The organism is Bacillus sp. CR71, from assembly GCF_003429245.1.
GTDB lineage: Bacteria > Bacillota > Bacilli > Bacillales > Bacillaceae_G > Bacillus_A > Bacillus_A thuringiensis_S.
In genome coordinates this window covers 3,024,623-3,041,997 of sequence record NZ_CP031748.1, presented here as the reverse complement: position 1 = coordinate 3,041,997, position 17,375 = coordinate 3,024,623, and the positions used below count along the sequence as shown (strand labels likewise).

Here is a 17,375-nt window from a genome sequence, read left to right as displayed (position 1 = left end):
AAAATTAAGTATAATGGTATAAGTCTTTCATTTACAAAAATAGGAGGGAAACGTATGTATATTACAGATCCGATTTATGGACCAATCTCTATTCGTGATAGAGATATCCTTCGTTTGATAGATACAAAAGCATTTCAAAGGTTGGCGAATATTAAACAACAAGGACATACTTATTTTTTACATAAGAACGCAATACATACGAGGGAAGAACATTCGATAGGTGTATATGTGCTAGTAAATAAAGTAATAGAACATCTTACTGAGATTGGTGACATACATTTATCGAAATATGAACGAAAGCTAGTATCTACTGTAGCCCTTCTACACGATGTTGGACATGGGCCATATTCACATTGTTTTCAGCAAATATCGGGTGAAGATCATGGTGATTGGACGGTACGAATCATTCAAGAGGACGAAGAAATACGTACGATTTTAAATCAAACACCTAGATTATTAGATGATGTAACGAAAGCTTTAACAGAAGATGGATTTTTTCCAATTATAGATGAGCTCTTATTTAATTCATTAGGAATGGATCAATTAGATTTTTGGAATAGAGATTTATATTACTCATCGCTTGAATTAGAAGGTTTACAGATAGAAGAATTGATTGCTAACATGCGTTTAATTGACGGTAAACTTGTTATTGAAGAATCGGGAATCCCCTTCATTGAACAATTAATGAAAATGAAAGAAGGGCTTTACAATAATGGATTTGGCCACCCGTTTGTGATAGGAAAAGACATATTGCTGCAAACAATTTTTAAAATGATAGAGGAGAAAAATCTTTCGTTCTATACTCCTGAACTTCAAAACTTCTTTCATAACGGAGAGAAGTTAGAAGTAGAGGACTTTCTTCCGTTACAAGATGAAATCATTTTAAATGAAATAAAGTACTTTGCAAAATCAAAGGACGTACAATTAGCGACGTTAATTCAGCTTTATTTTTCAGAAGCCAAAAGTTTATCTTTTGAAAAAGGACTAGAGGGTGATTTTAAAAAGGAAAATAGCACTTTAGCAGTAATAACTGAGAAAAAGGCGTACAGTTCATATGTAGGTGGTATTTACGTCTATAGTGAGGGGCAGTTAGAGGATATTATAGAAAAATCCCCTTTTATTCAACAGATAGTGAGATTACCTAAAAAAGAATATGCATATTCTTTTTAAATTGGTTTGAAAACATAAAATAGATGGGGTGGAAATGTGAACTGGAAAGAACGTCTTCTATAATTGGATGATTTACCAATTATATTAGAATGGTATAACGACGAAGAATTACATAACATAGCAGATGTGAAACCATTTAAGCGATATACAATAGAAGAACTTCGGGAGTATTGGACTAAAAAATTAGCGCGGTCTTATGCAAGTTATCATGTAATAATAGTGAGAGATGAAGTAATAGGAAGAGTCGGATTAAAAAAGACGAAATATGATGATACCTATGTGATGGAATACTCTATTCTTATTGGCGTTTCGAATTTATATTCAAAAGGACTTGGAACAGAAATTACAAAGTATTTCATAAGTAAATCGTTTTTAGATTCCGATATACAAGCAGTTGTATTACAGGTAAGGGAAGACAACAAAAGGGCAATTCGTTGTTATGAGAAAGCTGAATTTAAAAAAGTAAAATCATATATAGAGAATGAAGTGAAAGTGTATGATATGCATAGAATTAAGAATGAGAAAATAGCACATTAAAAAAACAGTTAATTCTGAATGTAATGAGGGTTAGAGGGATATATGGAACCTTAAATGACACTACTTGTAGATATGCGTAATACTACGGCTTTATATGAAATGAAACTTAAATTTAAATAAATCAAGCAAGCATTTGTTGTATATTTGGAACAGATGGTTGCTTGTTTCCGTTATAAAAAAATAGAAGCATTTCTGCTCCTATTTTTTAAGGCTTCACATCTAAGTTCTGTAAAAATAACGTTGCTGTTACGTAACGCTTTGCTAACATTTGTACATAAGCGGTATGTACAGAAAGGGTCGCAATGATAATAGCGTTACGAATTGCTTCGCGTTGTTCGTTATTAATTTGATCGAACTTGCTTGCGATTTTATCAGCTTTTTCTTTTACAATGTTTTCAATTGTATGAACGGTATCTGTTGCATTTAATTGTAAGCAATTCCCTTGATTGAGTTCTTCAAATAGAGAAGAGTATGCTACATATAAATGAACAGGATTGATTAAATCATCACTTCGATCGGCTGGGTCATTTACAATAAGGCGTAATAGCTTACGAATGGATTCAAAATCAAGTGCTGTTTTTAAATCTTCGACAATAAATAGTAAGGCTGCTTGTTCAATTGAATATTTTTTCCCTTTTTGAGGAGAGCCAATCATTTCTTTTATATCTCGTTTCACCCAGTTTTGCATAGCAGTTACAGAGAAACTTGTGTTTTCAATCTGATTGCCAAGCGCAACTATTTCATTTAAAGAAAAACCGACATCAGTATCGTCAATTTTAATCAGCTTTTCAAAAATAGGTGAAAGTGCGGTAGTAATAAAAGCTGTAACGCTTTGTCCGCTTTCAATATCTTTTTTATGTGACTTTGCCCAAGCTTCTTGTAAAATACCGAGAGGCTTTTTCGTATTCCATCCTCTTAGTGATAGAAGAAGGGTAGCCATTTCGTTTCGTGTGAGATGAAATGTTTCCATCTTTTCACCTCCAAAATAATAAAAAGTTCTTATGAACTTATAATATGTTTTGTTTCATTTAAAGTCAATTCTGTTTTGCTTAAATTTTCCTTTGTCACCAAACTGTCGGAAGTAAATAATACTTGCATATTTCGACAAAAGTTCATATAATAAGTTCATAAGAACCTTTAAAATGTTCTTAAAAACAAATCTATCATTCTGAATTTACTAGAAAGATAGATTTCACATATATCTATATAAAAGGAGAATGGATATAATATGTTGAAAAAACTTGTAGCAGTAATGACAGCATTTATGGTTATCTTTGGGGCTAGCAGCTTTATGTTCGTAGATCATGCGGCAGCGAAAAGTTACAAATCTGGTAAAAAATCATTTACACCAAGTTCAGGTCAAAAGTCAAAAGTTGATTTAAACAAAAAAGACTCAAATGTAAATTCTCAAAAAACGACTCCAGATTCAAAAACGAAAGCAACAAACACAGCACCAAAAAGTAATAAAGGAAGCTTTATGAAAGGTTTATTACTAGGTGGTCTTGGTGGTTTACTAATGGGTAGCTTATTTGCAAATATGGGAGCTCTTGGTTCTGTATTAGCGTTTATGGTAAATATGTTAGTAATGGCTGGTATCGTAATGTTAGCAGTTCGTGCATTTAAATACTTCAAAGACCAACGTAAAAAGAAGGCAGATGAAGTAGCATGGAAACAATAAAAATTTCTGAACAAGAATTAATAAATGCGCTTTGCGTATATATAGCTGAAAAAAGACAAGTGGGTCCAGAAGAAGTGTTAGTTGAACTCATGTATGACGATGACTACGGTTTCTCTGCGGAAGTAGAGGTAAATGGTCGCCAGCAAATTTTAATTCAAGCAAACTTAATCGAAGCATTACGCTTATTGCTTGACAGAGAATATAATGTCAATTCATTCGCAGCGAGATTACAGCTTGAATTAGATGATGAAGAAGGTATTTACGCATTAGCGAAATTTAATAACTCGGATGAGTAGAGAAAAGAGCTGTTGAGAATAATCTCAGCAGCTCTTTTTAGTATGTGCATATGTAGAAGAATAATCACGCCAAATTTCATTCATCTTTCGTCTACCGATATCTACCATCGGATTAAACTGAATTGCAGCTTTCTGACGAACAAAGTGAACGTTTTGAATGGCGTGATATAATTGTTGGTCGACTATATCACGTTTTTTACTTGCATATTTAGCAATTGATAGACCTGCAACAGTTCCTTGCGCCATCGCAATTTTTCCGCTTTCAATGCCTGTAATATTGCCAGCTACAAATAAACCTGGAAGAGGGGTTTCCATTGTTTCGGAATGGAGAGGAACGTGTCCGCCTAATTCTGAAATGTAATGGAAGGGACAACCAGCTACAGCTGCAAGTTCGGCAAGTGGGTATAATCCCCCGGCAATACAAACAAAATCTGCTTCATATATTTTCTCTGATCCATTAATAACATTTCCTTTAGAGTCAATATTAGCAATACGTACACCTTCAACTTGATCTGTTCCGATAATTTCAAGAGCTGCTTTCCGAAGGTGAAGTGGCGTTCCGTTTATTTTCATTCCGCTGTTTGGATAGAATGTTAATCCAGCTTTTCGAATCCAATCATATTTCATAAAGTGGCTACCTATTCGTAAAATAGCAGAAGGAGCGAGATGTGCTGCATTTAAAAGAGAGTTTAAAACTTCTTCAGGTTCACCAGCTTTTTGACTTAACTCGCTTTTTTCAGGGAGTACAATATGATCTACTTTAATTCCCGCTAATTGCAATTCACTTAAAATGGCGAAAGACAAAATGTTAGCACCAATAATGATTCCTTTTTTTCCAACTTGCACGCGATGAACATTTGTCATAACTTGAGCTGCTCCAATTGACATCACTCCTGGAAGTGTCCAGCCTGGAAGGGGAATAGAATATTCCGCAGCACCAGTAGCAAGTAGTACGAACGGTGCTTCTAACGTACCGATATTAGTATGTACAAACCAATTGTTTTCATCTTTATCTAAATTATAGACCGAAACACCGCACCTGATATGTACTGAAAGTGATTCTGCTTCTTCATGAAGTCGCTTCGATTCTTCTATTCCGTTCCACCATTCTCCAGTAGGCTCTTGATGCAACTGTCCTAACAATCTCCCGCCCGGCTTCATAAATTCATCAATAACGAGCACTTTTAGTCCGAAACGAGCACAAGAGATAGAAGCAGATAATCCCGCTGGTCCTGCACCAATGATAATTACATCACTCATCGTTTTTTCACCATCTCTCTCACGATATTCGGATGCTGTTTCCCGCTTTCAACAACCATGTTTTCTTCTACAACAGTTAAGCATGCGCGTACATTTGTTTGATTATTTACTGTCACGCGGCATTCGGAACAGTGCCCGATATTACAATAAATACCTCGCGGTGTCCCGCTATCTTCATGAACTCTTAATGTCCGTATTTCATTTGCTAACAGGGCAGCAGCTATCGTTTCATGTTCATATGCTTCGTATTGATGACCGTTAAATTGAAAAGTAATACGCTCACTACTTTGTAAAGTACCTAAAATAGGGTGATGTGTAATTCTATTCATTTACTTTCACCTACCGATCCAAAAGTAACTGCACGTATTGGTGGTTGATATTTTAACGGTAGTTCATTAAGAGTTACGTCAGGATTCGCATTTTCTATCATTCGATCTATCATTATTCTGCATGTGCGACCACCGCAAAATCCCATGCCAGCACGTGTTCTTAGTTTTAATTCTCTTGCCGAGCAGTTATATTCAGCAATTGTCGATTGAAGTTGTCCATATGTAACCTCTTCACAACGACAAACGATTAAGTTGTTTTTATTTGTCATATGTATTCCTCCTCTAGTTCGGTTTGCACAAATTATATATGCAAAAATCATGCCAATATAGAGGGGAGAGGGCTACCTATAAACGCCTGATTGGTGCATACTGATTCTTTATTGAAGTCCGAGTTTCTTTAAACGGTTATATAAAGTAGCCCTTGTTACGCCAAGTTGTTTTGCGCATTCTAATTTATTCCCATTTAAAATTCGTAAAGCCTTTTCAATAACTTTTTTCTCATGCTCATCCATCTCTTCTTGTAAAGAAAGGATTGTATTATTGTTGCTGAGTAATAGGGAATGAGCTGTATGATTGTCTAAATTTTCGGTTGTATGAAATGGTAAATATTCTTGTTTTATAATTCCGTCTGTCGCAAATACCACAAGTCGTTCAACAACGTTTCGAAGTTCGCGAATATTACCTGGCCAATTGTAATGAAGCAGTTCATGCATAATGCTTGAAGGTAAGTCACGAATTGGTCTGTTATAGTTGATTGAAAAATCGTTTAAGAATGAGTATGTGAGTTCGATAATATCCTCTCGTCTTTCACGCAGCGGTGGAATATGCAGGCTAACTACATTTAAACGATAATATAAATCTTCTCGGAAAGTTCCTTTTCTCATTTCTTCTTGTAAATCCCGATTTGTAGCAGCGATAATGCGGAAATCAATATTAATTTCTTTTTCTCCGCCAACTCGGTAATACTTTCGTTCTTGTAGTACACGTAACAGTTTTACTTGCATATCGAGCGGCATTTCGCCAATCTCATCGAGGAATAAAGTACCGCCTTGTGCGAGTTCGATTTTACCTTTTTTCCCTTTACTATTCGCTCCAGAAAAGGCCCCACGCTCGTAACCGAATAATTCACTTTCAAATAAAGCTTCTGGAATTGCCCCGCAGTTAATCGAAATGAAAGGCGCCTTCGCTGCTTCACTTGCTTCATGAATTGCTTTCGCAAATACTTCTTTTCCAACTCCGCTTTCCCCAAGTATTAAAACAGTTGATTTCACCGAACAAACTTTTCTAGCTAATTGTATCGTTCTTTGTATAACAGGACTTTTCCCATTCATCGCAAGGAATGGATCGGATTCATCTTTATACTTTGCCACTTCTTGTTCTAAACGGTGCATTTCATGTGACATATTAAATAGTTTTTCATTTAAAGCGACTTGATTTGTAACATCTGTTTCTGAAACGACTGCTCCTATAATTTCATCATTACAATAAACTGGATTTGAATTAATTAATACGAATAAATCGGGACGAGGCTGATGGAACTGAGCGACTATATTTTTTCCATCATGTAAAGATTGTAAAATTTCCAAGTCTTTATAATCAAAAAAACGAGTAATCGGTTGCCCAATAATCTCATTATGGTTGACTGAAAATATTTTTTCAGCACCATCTGTCCAAGTTCGAACGCATTCTTTACTATCAATGACTGTAACAGAAGAGTCAGTTGTTTGTATTACGGTGTTATAAAATGACTGTAGTTCATTGTAGGACTTATAAAGAAATGGAATCATTTGCTGAGAGGTTATACAGAATATCGGCTCATCATTTTCGTTAAGGATGATAACAGCTAATTCATAAGAAAAAGCGTCAATTAATGTAGTGAATGAGTCATCTACATAAATAATGGCGCAATTATATTCTTCTGTAGTAGAAGGGAGATAATAAAACCTTCCGTTTACTTGCTTAATGTGATTAAGGCTACATGTATGATCGATTAAAATACTTTCCAAAAACTCTTGTATAGTCGGAAATGAAAATGCCATAATATCCTCCCGTTATGTATAAAAAATTTGACAGTGATAAAAAAATAATACACCTATTTACTATAAATTTGAATTATTTTTACAAATAAAAATATTGTTTATGGAAATTGTATATGTGCAGAATTGGCACGTCAATTGCATAAAAGAAAGTGAGAGGTTTAGGGAAAGGAGGAGTATATTGTGAGGCACTGCGACGTTTTAATTATAGGTGGTGGAATAATAGGGTGTTCTATCGCTTATTACACTTCAAAATACGTAAGAGACGTAACAATCATTGAAAAAGGAGAATTTGTCAGCGGGACGTCTTCACGGTGTGATGGGAATATTTTGGCCATTGATAAAGACCCAGGGTTTGATAGTCAAATGTCTTTAGTAAGTCAAAAATTAGTAACTGATTTAAGTGAAAAATTAGAGCATTCATTTGAATATAGGGCACCAGGAAGTATTCTCGTATGTGAGTCAGACGAAGAGATGGAAGCTGCGCAGCAATGGGTAGATCGGCAAAAAGAAGCTGGATTACCGTTTCGAATGCTTGATAGGCAAGATATAAGAGAAGAGTCGCCTTTTTTTGCTGATGATTTATTAGGCGGTTTAGAATGTGCGACGGATTCAACTGTGAATCCATATCTCCTTGCTTTCTCGCTTCTGTCAGAGGCACAAAAGTTTGGCGCAAAAGCCTTTAAGCAGACCGAAGTAAAGAGTATGAAAATAGAGACGAATGGTTCATTTGTTGTAGAAACTACGAATGGTACTTTTACAGCAAAACAAGTTGTAAATGCAGCCGGTGTGTGGGCTCCTAAGATTGGTCAGATGTTAAATGTAAATATACCAATTGAACCGAGAAAAGGGCATATTATAGTAGCATCAAGGCAACAACATGTAGGATGCCGTAAAGTAATGGAATTCGGTTATTTAATTTCTAAATTTGGCGGAAAAAGAAAAGTAGATGCTTTAACTGAAAAATACGGGGTTGCGCTCGTATTTGAGCCTACTGAAAGTCAAAATTTCTTAATTGGAAGTAGTCGTGAATTTGTAGGGTTTCATACGAGAATAAACAATGAAGTCATTAAATGTATCGCAAATAGAGCGACTCGCTTTTATCCGAAAATGGCAGATATGATGGTAATTCGTTCTTACGCTGGTTTACGTCCGTGGACAGAAGATCATTTGCCGATTATTTCACGAGTGGAACATATTCCGAATTATTTCATTGCCGCTGGACATGAAGGGGATGGGATTAGTCTTGCAGCAGTTACTGGGAAAGTAATTGAAGAGTTATTAAATGAAAAAGAGACAATTATTCCTATTGAACCACTTCGTTTGAGTCGTTTTACAGAAAGGGTGTTAAACGGATGAGGTCACAAAGAGTCTTTACGACTATTGATACACATACGGGCGGGAATCCAACGAGGACATTAATTAGCGGACTTCCAAAGTTGATTGGAGAGACGATGGCAGAGAAGATGTTACATATGAAAAAGGAATATGATTGGATTCGAAAATTGTTAATGAATGAACCGCGTGGTCATGATGTAATGTCAGGGGCATTATTAACAGACCCGTGTCATCCTGAGGCTGATATAGGTGTTATATACATAGAGACAGGTGGATACTTACCGATGTGCGGTCACGATACAATCGGTGTATGTACAGCGTTAGTTGAATCAGGTTTAATTCCAGTAGTTGAACCGATTACTTCTTTAAAACTAGATACCCCGGCTGGCTTAGTGGAAGTAGATATTGCTGTTCAAGATGGAAAAGCAAAAGAGGTATCTTTCTGTAACATACCAGCTTTTCTATTGAAAAATATTACTGTACACGTCAAAGACATTGGAACTGTAGAGGCTGATATTGCGTATGGAGGGAATTTTTATGCCATTATTGATGCGAATTCAGTAGGCCTAGAATTAGTACCAGAAAATGCATCTACAATCATCGATAAGGCGATTCATATAAGAAACACAATTAATGAGAAGTTTGAAATCATTCATCCAGAGTATTCGTTTATTAGAGGATTAACACATGTTGAATTTTATACAGATGCTACTCATGAATGTGCGAATGTGAAAAATACAGTTGTTGTACCACCAGGCGGAATAGATCGATCCCCATGCGGTACAGGAACATCTGCGAAGCTAGCTGTATTATACGCTCAAAAAGAAATCAAAATTGGTGAAGAGTTCATTCATGAGAGTATCGTTGGTTCTTTATTTAAAGGATATGTCGTGAATACGACACATGTTGAAAATATTGAAGCTGTCATAACGAAAATTACGGGATCAGCTTGGCTTATGGGTATGCATAAATTTTTTTACAATGAAATGGATCCACTCAAAGAAGGATTTTTGCTAATTCCGCCGATGGAACATGAAACGGAGGATATAAAATGAACATTCAAAAAATGTATACAGCAGTAGACGTACATGTAAATGGCGAGGCATTTCGTGTAATGAAAGACGTACCATGCAAATACTACTACAGTTTGGAGCAATTAAATGAACAATTTTCAGGTGAATTAGCAGAAGAGAGGAAGCTTTTATTAAATGAACCACGTGGTTTTATCGGTTTGAATGGGTGTATTGTCGTTCCATCTATCCATAATGAAGTGGATGCAGCTGTATTATTTTTTAATCATGAAGGTTCGATTCCGCTTCATTATGGGGGCATTGTTGCGGTAATAACGATGTTACTCGAAAGTGGGTATTTAAAAAAGAGAGAGTCCAATCAATACAAAATTGAAACGTTATCTGGAATATTTTTAGTTCATGCGTATGTAGAGAATGATGAAGTTGTATCTGTTTCGTTTGAAAGCAAACTTTGCTATTTGATTGAGGAAAATTTACAGGTTGGTAATGTAAGTTATTCTCTCATACAAGCAGATAAAGTATATGCAGTTGTAGAAAAAGGTGCGTATTCGCCAGAAATTCGTGTTGAAAACATTCCAGAATTGAAAAGATGGGGAGAAGCTACACTGCAGGTTATACAAAAACAGTCGCTAATAAAAAGGCTTATTTTAGTAGATCCTTCGCAAAAAGAAAAGAACCATATAAAGTCGATTACATTTCATGAAGATAACTTTATCGTACGTTCGCCAGGTTTTGTTTCTACTATCGTTTCCTATGTTCATGCGTTATTTAAAAATGATTATATGGCGGATAAACCTTTTAAAAATGAAAGTATATTTAATAGTTTTATAACTGTGGAAAAAGTGAAGAAGGAGGAGCTAGGGTACATTTTCCGTTTTGAAAGTAGAGGATTTATTACAGGAATGCAGACGTTTCTATTAGACCCTACGGATCCATTTCCGGCAGGGTTCTTATTAAAATAAAATGTGATAAGGAGAGATAAATATGCAAAAAATTAAAGGGGCATTTCCAGTATTAATAACACCGATGGATGAATTTCAGGAAATTAATTGGGATGGGGTAAAACAAAATGTAAATTACTTTATCGAACAAAAGGTTGCAGGCATCATCATTAATGGAAGTACAGGAGAGTTTGTAAGTTTATCAAAAGAAGAGCGATTTAAAATGGTAGAAACCGTTTTGAAAGAAATTGATGGCCGTATTCCAGTCATTGTTGGAACTGCTGCGGAAACCACGAAAGAAACAATTGAATATACGAAACATGCAGAAGCGCACGGAGCGGATTGTGCATTAATTATAAACTCTTACTATTGTAAACCGAAGGAAGAGGAGATCTATTTTCATTTTAAAGAAATCTCAAACTCTGTAAATATACCAATTATGTTATACAATAATCCATTTACTTCTGGTGTTGATATGAGTACAGAGCTAATGCTCCGTATTGGAAAAGAGTGTGAAAATGTTACACATATTAAAGAATCTAGCGGAGATATTCGAAAAGCAAGAGATTTAGTAAGACAAAGTGAAGGGGCTTTCCAAGTCTTCTGTGGTTCTGAAGATTTAGTTATGGAATCATATTTAGTTGGTGCCTCGGGATGGGTTTCAGTAGCAGGAAATATCGTTCCTGGTCTCGTTACAAAAATGTATGAGCATTTTCAAAATGGTGAATTAGAAAAAGCATGGGAAATAAACGATGCTATTTTACCACTTTGCGAGTTTCTTGAAGGGTCAGGGAAATATGTTCAAATCGTTAAACGTTCCATGGAATTACATGGGCAAGCGGGAGGACCTTCTCGCTATCCAAGACTAGGATTAACTGTTAACGAAGATCAAAAGCTTCAAACGATTTTATCAAATATTGCAGCTCATGCAGCTGTTTAAATAAGGAGGAGAACATAATGTTAAAGACAAATATTGAGCTGAAACCAAAAGTGGAAGCGTTTTTAAATGAAGAAATTAAAATGTTTATTAATGGCGAATTTGTTTCTGCTATTGGCGGAAAGACGTTTGAAACGTACAATCCAGCAACAGAAGATGTTTTAGCAGTCGTATGTGAAGCGCAAGAAGAGGATATTGATGCTGCAGTAAAAGCAGCAAGATCTGCATTTAAATCTGGTCCGTGGGCAGAAATGACTACTGCTGAAAGAGCGCATCTTATTTATAAATTAGCAGATTTAATTGAAGAACATAGAGAAGAGTTAGCGCAATTAGAAGCTTTAGATAATGGGAAGCCGTATCAAGTAGCACTTGAGGATGATATTTCAGCGACTGTAGAAAATTATCGTTATTACGCAGGATGGGCTACAAAAATTATTGGGCAAACAATCCCGATTTCAAAAGATTACTTAAACTATACGAGACATGAACCTGTAGGTGTTGTAGGTCAGATTATTCCGTGGAACTTTCCGCTCGTTATGTCTTCTTGGGAAATGGGAGCTGCACTGGCGACAGGTTGTACGATCGTATTAAAACCAGCAGAGCAAACACCTTTATCCTTACTATATACAGCAAAACTCTTTAAAGAGGCTGGATTTCCAAACGGTGTTGTAAACTTTGTACCAGGCTTTGGTCCTGAAGCAGGAGCGGCAATTGTAAATCATCATGCCATTGATAAAGTTGCTTTTACAGGATCTACTGTTACAGGAAAGTATATTATGCGTCAGTCTGCAGAAATGATTAAGCATGTAACGTTAGAGCTTGGCGGCAAATCACCAAATATCATTTTAGAAGATGCGGACTTGGAAGAAGCAATTAGTGGTGCATTCCAAGGTATTATGTATAATCACGGTCAAAATTGTAGCGCAGGATCACGTGTATTTGTTCATCGTAAACATTATGAAACTGTAGTAGATGCACTTGTGAAAATGGCGAACAACGTAAAACTTGGAGCAGGTATGGAGAAAGGAACGGAGATGGGTCCACTCGTATCTAAGAAACAACAAGAGCGTGTGTTAAATTACATTGAGCAAGGGAAGAAAGAAGGTGCTACAGTTGCGGCTGGTGGTGAACGTGCGCTTGAAAAAGGTTATTTCGTTAAGCCAACTGTATTCACAGACGTTACAGACGATATGACAATCGTTAAGGAAGAAATATTTGGACCAGTTGTTGTTGTACTTCCATTTGATTCGACAGAAGAAGTAATTGAACGAGCGAACAACTCATCTTATGGCCTTGCTGCGGGTGTATGGACGCAAAATATCAAAACGGGTCATCAAGTGGCAAATAAATTAAAAGCAGGAACAGTGTGGATTAATGATTATAACTTAGAAAATGCAGCTGCACCATTTGGTGGATACAAACAATCTGGTATTGGCCGCGAATTAGGTTCATATGCGCTTGATAATTATACAGAAGTGAAAAGTGTTTGGGTAAATATAAAGTAATAGGGCGTTTTACTGACAAAAATTGAGGGATGAAATAATGAAAGATGCGGACAACTAGAAAGTTTGATAATAGTTGTCCGTTTTCTTATATACAAAATTGTTTTTCAAAAGAATGATAAGGGGGATTTGGATGGAGAATTTAGTAGAATGGTTAGTAGGGCAAGTGTGGAGTATCGGTTTAGTTGTTTTTGCATTAGGGGCAGGCGTATATTTCACGATTGCAACACGCTTTTTGCAAATTCGTTATTTTAAAGAGATGATTAAACTATTATTTGAAGGAAAGAGTTCAGAGACGGGAATATCATCTTTTCAGGCATTTTGTTTAGCCTTATCAGGAAGAGTTGGAATTGGTAATATCGCAGGGGTAGCGACAGCAATCGCTTTCGGCGGGCCTGGAGCTGTATTTTGGATGTGGGTAATGGCTTTGTTAGGGGCAGCGAGCGCGTTTGTTGAATCAACATTATCTCAAGTATACAAAAGTAAAGTAGGGAATGAATATCGCGGCGGTACTCCATATTTCATTGAGAAAGGTTTAAAAATGAAATGGTTTGCAGTCATTGTAGCGGTAGTTGTAACACTTTCATATGGCGTGTTATTACCAGGTATTCAATCTAGTAGTATCGCAGTTGGATTTGAAAACTCTAATGGTATTAACAAATATATAACTGGTATATTTTTAGTCGTGTTACTAGCAGCAATTATTTTTGGTGGTGTAAAGAGAATTGCTGGCGTTTCTCAAATGCTTGTTCCATTTATGGCAATTGGTTATGTAATTGTTACATGTATCATATTAATTGCGAATGTAACGGAGATTCCAAGTATGTTTGCTTTAATTTTCTCTAGCGCATTTGGTGTAAATGAAATGTTTGGTGGAATTGTTGGTGCAGCTATTGCATGGGGCGTAAAACGCGCTGTATTTTCAAACGTTGCTGGTGTCGGAGAAGCGACGTATAGTTCGGCTGCTGCTGAAGTATCGCATCCTGCAAAACAAGGATTAGTTCAAGCGTTTTCCATATATATCGATACAATTGTCGTATGTACAGCGACAGCTCTTATGATATTAATTACAGGTATGTATAATGTTATACCTGAAGGGAAACGCGCTATTGTAAAAAACATAGGAAGTGTGGAAGCAGGTCCAATTTATACGCAACAAGCAGTTGAAACTGTGATGACAGGGTTTGGTCCAATATTTATTTCAATTGCAATTTTCTTTTTTGCATTTACAACGTTACTCGCTTATTACTATATCGCTGAAACGACACTTACTTATTTAGATCGTCAATTGAAGTATGGCTGGTTAAAACCAGTTTTAAAATTTGGATTTTTAATTATGGTTTACATCGGTAGTGTTGAATCAGCGTCGCTTTTATGGAATCTCGGAGATTTAGGAATCGGTAGTATGGCATGGTTAAACTTAATCGCGATTCTATTATTAAGTAAAATCGCATTAAAAGTGTTAAAAGACTATGAAACGCAGAAAAAAGAAGGGAAAGATCCAGTATTTGATCCTAAAAATGTAGGGATTGAAGGATTAACATTTTGGGAAGAAAGAAGTAAAGAGGTTGAAAGGAAAAGTTCTAGAGAAAAAGTTATAGTAGATGATAATTTAAAATTATAACGTAAATTAACTGAAAATTCTTGATTTAAAAGAAGGTATATTGCCTCCATTTCATCGCATACTACAATAGGTATGGATAATATGACTGGAGGGAATAAGATGGAACATGAGCAACATAGTTCGATAAATGATATTCTACATCATTATAAAGAAGGTATAGGTAGTTTTACAAATCAAATTCCTGAAATCGCTGAGACATATAATGCGTTTACGCAAGCTTGTTTTCAAGAGGGTGCTTTAACAAAAAGAGAAAAACAACTTATTGCATTAGGAATTAGTTTAGCAACGCAAGATGAGTATTGTACAATTTATCATACAAAAGGTTGTCTTGATCAAGGATGTTCGGATAAAGAGATTCTGGAAGCATGTGGTGTTTCAGCAGCATTTGCTGGCGGAGCTGCGATGAGTCAAGCGGTAACTTTAGTGCAAGAGTGTTTAACAGAACTGAAAAATCAAAAGCATTGAATAAAAAAACGTTTTAAACTTTATGTTTAAAACGTTTTTTTATGTGAAATTAAATTTGTATTCACTTTAGTATTCTATATCTTCATAAATCGAATTCTCTACATCAGGAAGAACTGTGTATATACTCTTACCGATTAAAGCTTCTAATTCTTTCTTAATTGCATAAAACCCTTTCCAATGTAAAGATGTATGAGATGTTGTACCATGACGCAAACCAACGGAAATTAATCTTCTTTCCAGCGTAGTAAAGCCATCCGCGTCAGCAAGAGCGTCACAAAGAGTAATTACTTTATTGTATAAGTCGTAGTTACTATGTTCATTCAATATTGCAACCAACCGGCTTTTCATATGGTCAGGAACGAGATGCCATTCCGCTGCGATATCTATATGTTCATTTTTACAGGGAAACGAGTGTGTCACACAAATAATGGCGTTTCCTGCATATCCTAAATCATTCATATACATATAACCATCATAGGAATGAATGACCGATTTGGTAAAACCTTTGTATCTTCCGATATCATGCAAAAGGGCAGCGTTATATGCTATGTCAGCGTCTAGGTCATACCCTTTTTTGATAAGCTCTATAATTATGTTTTCAGTTGCATGAGCAACATGTAGTGAATGTTCAAACCAAGGGCCCGGGTTTTGTTCATATGCCCATTCGAGTAATTCTTTTGCATATGTTCTATCTAATATATATTTCATATAGTTATCCTTTCACTAAAAAAATCATATCCTAAATAAATTCATCTTATTATTTCATTATTCCTTCTTTAAAAATTGTTACAATGAAACAAAAGGGGGAAAAGTAATGCGAAATTTAGTAATTGAAGAAATTAAGCAACTAGAAAATGATATGGAAGAACTTTCGAAACTTTTGAAAACGGTTGTAAATGATGGGGCATCAATTGGTTTTTTGCCTCCACTGGAACAAAAAGACGCAACAAAGTATTGGCAAACAGTATTAGCGCCAGAAGTGATATTGTATGTGGCTAAAATAAACAACGAAGTAGCAGGGAGTATTCAATTACAATTAGTTACAAAGCCTAACGGAATTCATAGAGCCGAGATTTGCAAATTAATGACTCATCCAAACTTTAGACGTAACGGTATTGGACGATTGCTTATGCAAAAAGCAGAGGAACGAGCGAAGCAAGAAAACAGGTCTCTTTTAGTATTAGATACTAGAGAAGGAGATCCTTCCAATAAATTGTACAAATCACTAGACTACCAAGAAGTTGGAACAATACCAGGGTATGCAATTTCTCCGAATGGAAAGTTAGATGCTACGGTTCTTTATTATAAATGCATATAAATTGTGATTAAAAGGTTATCATACTGAATAATAAGAAACTATTTTAACACCGTCTATATTTTTCTGGCGGTGTTAAATAAATTTATTGATATAATCCATTTAACGCACTAAATGAATTTGAGAAAGTTTTTAGAGGGTTCTTTTAGTAATGATTCTCGTCTTATAATAAATGTAGAGAAGATGACTAGCCAACTATAGTTATTTTCGCTTTATTATCGGAAGGGGATGAAAGAATGAAAAAGAATAGTTTACAAAAGATGAAGAAAGTTATTTTAAGTGGTGGCGTATTACTTACGGGATTATTAACATTTGGATTTTCAGAAAAGGCTTCAGCTCATGGTTATGTAGAATCACCAGCGAGCCGATCTTATTTATGTAAGCAAGGGGTAAATGTAAATTGTGGACCGATTCAATATGAACCACAAAGTGTAGAAGGGATAGGGGGATTTCCGCAACTAGGACCTTCTGATGGACAAATTGCAGGGGCTGGTCATTTTCCTGCTTTAGATGTTCAAACTGTGGATAGGTGGAAGAAAGTTACGTTAAATGGCGGGACGAATACATTCAAGTGGAAACTAACTGCTCCTCATAGTACGAAAGAGTGGAAATATTATATTACGAAAAAAGGCTGGAATCCAAATAAACCTTTAACGCGATCAGATTTAGATTTAGTGCCATTCTATGTGAAAAATGACGGTGGGGCTAGACCAGGGACAACAGTAACGCATGAAGCAAATGTACCAACTGATCGTAGTGGATACCATCTTATTTTAGCTGTTTGGGAAATTGCAGACACTGGAAATGCGTTTTATCAAGTTATAGATGTAAACCTTGTGAATAATGGCTTAGCTTCAAATTTCGCTTTTAACAACGTAGTGCAAGCTCCTACACTATTTTAATTGAAACATATATT

19 protein-coding genes are annotated in these 17,375 nt (G+C 35.7%); 13 read left to right on the top strand and 6 right to left on the bottom strand.

The window, feature by feature from the left end; all coding sequences use genetic code 11:
- Positions 1-54: 54 nt before the first annotated feature.
- Both DOS87_RS15225 and DOS87_RS15220 read left to right on the top strand, forming a co-directional pair.
- On the top strand, positions 55-1,170 hold the full coding sequence (locus tag DOS87_RS15225) for an HD domain-containing protein (protein WP_208730011.1): 1,116 nt from the start codon (positions 55-57) through the stop codon (positions 1,168-1,170).
- A 63-nt stretch (positions 1,171-1,233) separates the two neighbouring features.
- Positions 1,234-1,707 (top strand): GNAT family N-acetyltransferase, encoded by a 474-nt coding sequence (locus DOS87_RS15220; protein WP_206776795.1) that lies wholly within the window; start codon positions 1,234-1,236, stop codon positions 1,705-1,707.
- Between the two features lie 205 nt (positions 1,708-1,912).
- On the opposite strand, the gene DOS87_RS15215 is transcribed toward DOS87_RS15220, so the two are convergent.
- Positions 1,913-2,677: a DUF1836 domain-containing protein gene (locus DOS87_RS15215; protein ID WP_000447231.1), complete on the bottom strand. Its 765-nt coding sequence runs from the start codon at positions 2,675-2,677 to the stop codon at positions 1,913-1,915.
- 258 nt (positions 2,678-2,935) lie between these two features.
- Here DOS87_RS15215 and DOS87_RS15210 point away from each other — a divergent pair, with 258 nt between their 5' ends.
- Together DOS87_RS15210 and DOS87_RS15205 are read left to right on the top strand one after the other, a co-directional pair.
- Positions 2,936-3,385 (top strand): hypothetical protein, encoded by a 450-nt coding sequence (locus DOS87_RS15210; protein ID WP_000914478.1) that lies wholly within the window; start codon positions 2,936-2,938, stop codon positions 3,383-3,385.
- Positions 3,373-3,681 (top strand): YxcD family protein, encoded by a 309-nt coding sequence (locus DOS87_RS15205; protein ID WP_000447759.1) that lies wholly within the window; start codon positions 3,373-3,375, stop codon positions 3,679-3,681. The genes DOS87_RS15210 and DOS87_RS15205 overlap by 13 nt, the downstream gene beginning before the upstream one ends.
- A 24-nt stretch (positions 3,682-3,705) precedes the next feature.
- On the opposite strand, the gene DOS87_RS15200 is transcribed toward DOS87_RS15205, so the two are convergent.
- The 4 genes from DOS87_RS15200 to DOS87_RS15185 all read right to left on the bottom strand — a co-directional run bounded on the left by DOS87_RS15200 (position 3,706) and on the right by DOS87_RS15185 (position 7,309).
- Positions 3,706-4,941, bottom strand: a complete 1,236-nt coding sequence (locus DOS87_RS15200) for an NAD(P)/FAD-dependent oxidoreductase (protein ID WP_016098630.1) — start codon at positions 4,939-4,941, stop codon at positions 3,706-3,708.
- Positions 4,938-5,270 (bottom strand): (2Fe-2S)-binding protein, encoded by a 333-nt coding sequence (locus tag DOS87_RS15195; protein ID WP_001080019.1) that lies wholly within the window; start codon positions 5,268-5,270, stop codon positions 4,938-4,940. Before DOS87_RS15195 ends, DOS87_RS15200 begins: the two co-directional genes overlap by 4 nt.
- Complete coding sequence (locus DOS87_RS15190; protein ID WP_000182619.1) at positions 5,267-5,539, bottom strand: (2Fe-2S)-binding protein; 273 nt, start codon at positions 5,537-5,539, stop codon at positions 5,267-5,269. The genes DOS87_RS15195 and DOS87_RS15190 overlap by 4 nt, the downstream gene beginning before the upstream one ends.
- A 108-nt stretch (positions 5,540-5,647) precedes the next feature.
- Positions 5,648-7,309 (bottom strand): sigma-54 interaction domain-containing protein, encoded by a 1,662-nt coding sequence (locus tag DOS87_RS15185; protein WP_208730010.1) that lies wholly within the window; start codon positions 7,307-7,309, stop codon positions 5,648-5,650.
- A 180-nt stretch (positions 7,310-7,489) separates the two neighbouring features.
- Between DOS87_RS15185 and DOS87_RS15180 the strand changes: the two genes are divergently transcribed.
- From DOS87_RS15180 to DOS87_RS15150, 7 genes are all read left to right on the top strand, one after another.
- Positions 7,490-8,665 (top strand): NAD(P)/FAD-dependent oxidoreductase, encoded by a 1,176-nt coding sequence (locus DOS87_RS15180; RefSeq protein WP_208730009.1) that lies wholly within the window; start codon positions 7,490-7,492, stop codon positions 8,663-8,665.
- Positions 8,662-9,699, top strand: a complete 1,038-nt coding sequence (locus DOS87_RS15175; protein WP_001257539.1) for a proline racemase family protein — start codon at positions 8,662-8,664, stop codon at positions 9,697-9,699. The genes DOS87_RS15180 and DOS87_RS15175 overlap by 4 nt, the downstream gene beginning before the upstream one ends.
- Complete coding sequence (locus DOS87_RS15170) at positions 9,696-10,637, top strand: proline racemase family protein (protein WP_001025577.1); 942 nt, start codon at positions 9,696-9,698, stop codon at positions 10,635-10,637. Before DOS87_RS15175 ends, DOS87_RS15170 begins: the two co-directional genes overlap by 4 nt.
- Positions 10,638-10,659: 22 nt before the next feature.
- Positions 10,660-11,556: a 4-hydroxy-tetrahydrodipicolinate synthase gene (gene dapA / locus DOS87_RS15165; protein WP_001169450.1), complete on the top strand. Its 897-nt coding sequence runs from the start codon at positions 10,660-10,662 to the stop codon at positions 11,554-11,556.
- A gap of 17 nt (positions 11,557-11,573) precedes the next feature.
- On the top strand, positions 11,574-13,058 hold the full coding sequence (locus DOS87_RS15160; protein ID WP_208730008.1) for an aldehyde dehydrogenase family protein: 1,485 nt from the start codon (positions 11,574-11,576) through the stop codon (positions 13,056-13,058).
- Positions 13,059-13,188: 130 nt separating this feature from the next.
- Positions 13,189-14,679 (top strand): alanine/glycine:cation symporter family protein, encoded by a 1,491-nt coding sequence (locus DOS87_RS15155; RefSeq protein ID WP_208730007.1) that lies wholly within the window; start codon positions 13,189-13,191, stop codon positions 14,677-14,679.
- Positions 14,680-14,751: 72 nt separating this feature from the next.
- Complete coding sequence (locus DOS87_RS15150) at positions 14,752-15,144, top strand: carboxymuconolactone decarboxylase family protein (RefSeq protein ID WP_001999958.1); 393 nt, start codon at positions 14,752-14,754, stop codon at positions 15,142-15,144.
- A gap of 66 nt (positions 15,145-15,210) precedes the next feature.
- Here the strand turns inward: DOS87_RS15150 and DOS87_RS15145 are convergent, their stop codons facing one another.
- A complete protein-coding gene (locus tag DOS87_RS15145; RefSeq protein WP_000874108.1) occupies positions 15,211-15,852 on the bottom strand; it encodes an HD domain-containing protein in 642 nt (213 codons plus the stop codon).
- Positions 15,853-15,958: 106 nt separating this feature from the next.
- Between DOS87_RS15145 and DOS87_RS15140 the strand changes: the two genes are divergently transcribed.
- Positions 15,959-16,462 (top strand): GNAT family N-acetyltransferase, encoded by a 504-nt coding sequence (locus tag DOS87_RS15140; RefSeq protein WP_001245262.1) that lies wholly within the window; start codon positions 15,959-15,961, stop codon positions 16,460-16,462.
- A gap of 233 nt (positions 16,463-16,695) precedes the next feature.
- Positions 16,696-17,361 carry a lytic polysaccharide monooxygenase gene (locus DOS87_RS15135; protein ID WP_000742282.1) on the top strand — a complete coding sequence of 222 codons (666 nt, stop codon included), beginning with the start codon at positions 16,696-16,698 and terminating at the stop codon, positions 17,359-17,361.
- Positions 17,362-17,375 lie beyond the last annotated feature (14 nt).

Coding starts and splice junctions, on each gene's coding strand:
- DOS87_RS15225 (WP_208730011.1), top strand. CDS start 55: ATGTATATTACAGATCCGATTTATGGACCAATCTCTATTCGTGATAGA.
- DOS87_RS15215 (WP_000447231.1), bottom strand. CDS start 2,677: ATGGAAACATTTCATCTCACACGAAACGAAATGGCTACCCTTCTTCTA.
- DOS87_RS15210 (WP_000914478.1), top strand. CDS start 2,936: ATGTTGAAAAAACTTGTAGCAGTAATGACAGCATTTATGGTTATCTTT.
- DOS87_RS15205 (WP_000447759.1), top strand. CDS start 3,373: ATGGAAACAATAAAAATTTCTGAACAAGAATTAATAAATGCGCTTTGC.
- DOS87_RS15200 (WP_016098630.1), bottom strand. CDS start 4,941: ATGAGTGATGTAATTATCATTGGTGCAGGACCAGCGGGATTATCTGCT.
- DOS87_RS15195 (WP_001080019.1), bottom strand. CDS start 5,270: ATGAATAGAATTACACATCACCCTATTTTAGGTACTTTACAAAGTAGT.
- DOS87_RS15190 (WP_000182619.1), bottom strand. CDS start 5,539: ATGACAAATAAAAACAACTTAATCGTTTGTCGTTGTGAAGAGGTTACA.
- DOS87_RS15185 (WP_208730010.1), bottom strand. CDS start 7,309: ATGGCATTTTCATTTCCGACTATACAAGAGTTTTTGGAAAGTATTTTA.
- DOS87_RS15175 (WP_001257539.1), top strand. CDS start 8,662: ATGAGGTCACAAAGAGTCTTTACGACTATTGATACACATACGGGCGGG.
- DOS87_RS15170 (WP_001025577.1), top strand. CDS start 9,696: ATGAACATTCAAAAAATGTATACAGCAGTAGACGTACATGTAAATGGC.
- dapA (WP_001169450.1), top strand. CDS start 10,660: ATGCAAAAAATTAAAGGGGCATTTCCAGTATTAATAACACCGATGGAT.
- DOS87_RS15160 (WP_208730008.1), top strand. CDS start 11,574: ATGTTAAAGACAAATATTGAGCTGAAACCAAAAGTGGAAGCGTTTTTA.
- DOS87_RS15155 (WP_208730007.1), top strand. CDS start 13,189: ATGGAGAATTTAGTAGAATGGTTAGTAGGGCAAGTGTGGAGTATCGGT.
- DOS87_RS15150 (WP_001999958.1), top strand. CDS start 14,752: ATGGATAATATGACTGGAGGGAATAAGATGGAACATGAGCAACATAGT.
- DOS87_RS15145 (WP_000874108.1), bottom strand. CDS start 15,852: ATGAAATATATATTAGATAGAACATATGCAAAAGAATTACTCGAATGG.
- DOS87_RS15140 (WP_001245262.1), top strand. CDS start 15,959: ATGCGAAATTTAGTAATTGAAGAAATTAAGCAACTAGAAAATGATATG.
- DOS87_RS15135 (WP_000742282.1), top strand. CDS start 16,696: ATGAAAAAGAATAGTTTACAAAAGATGAAGAAAGTTATTTTAAGTGGT.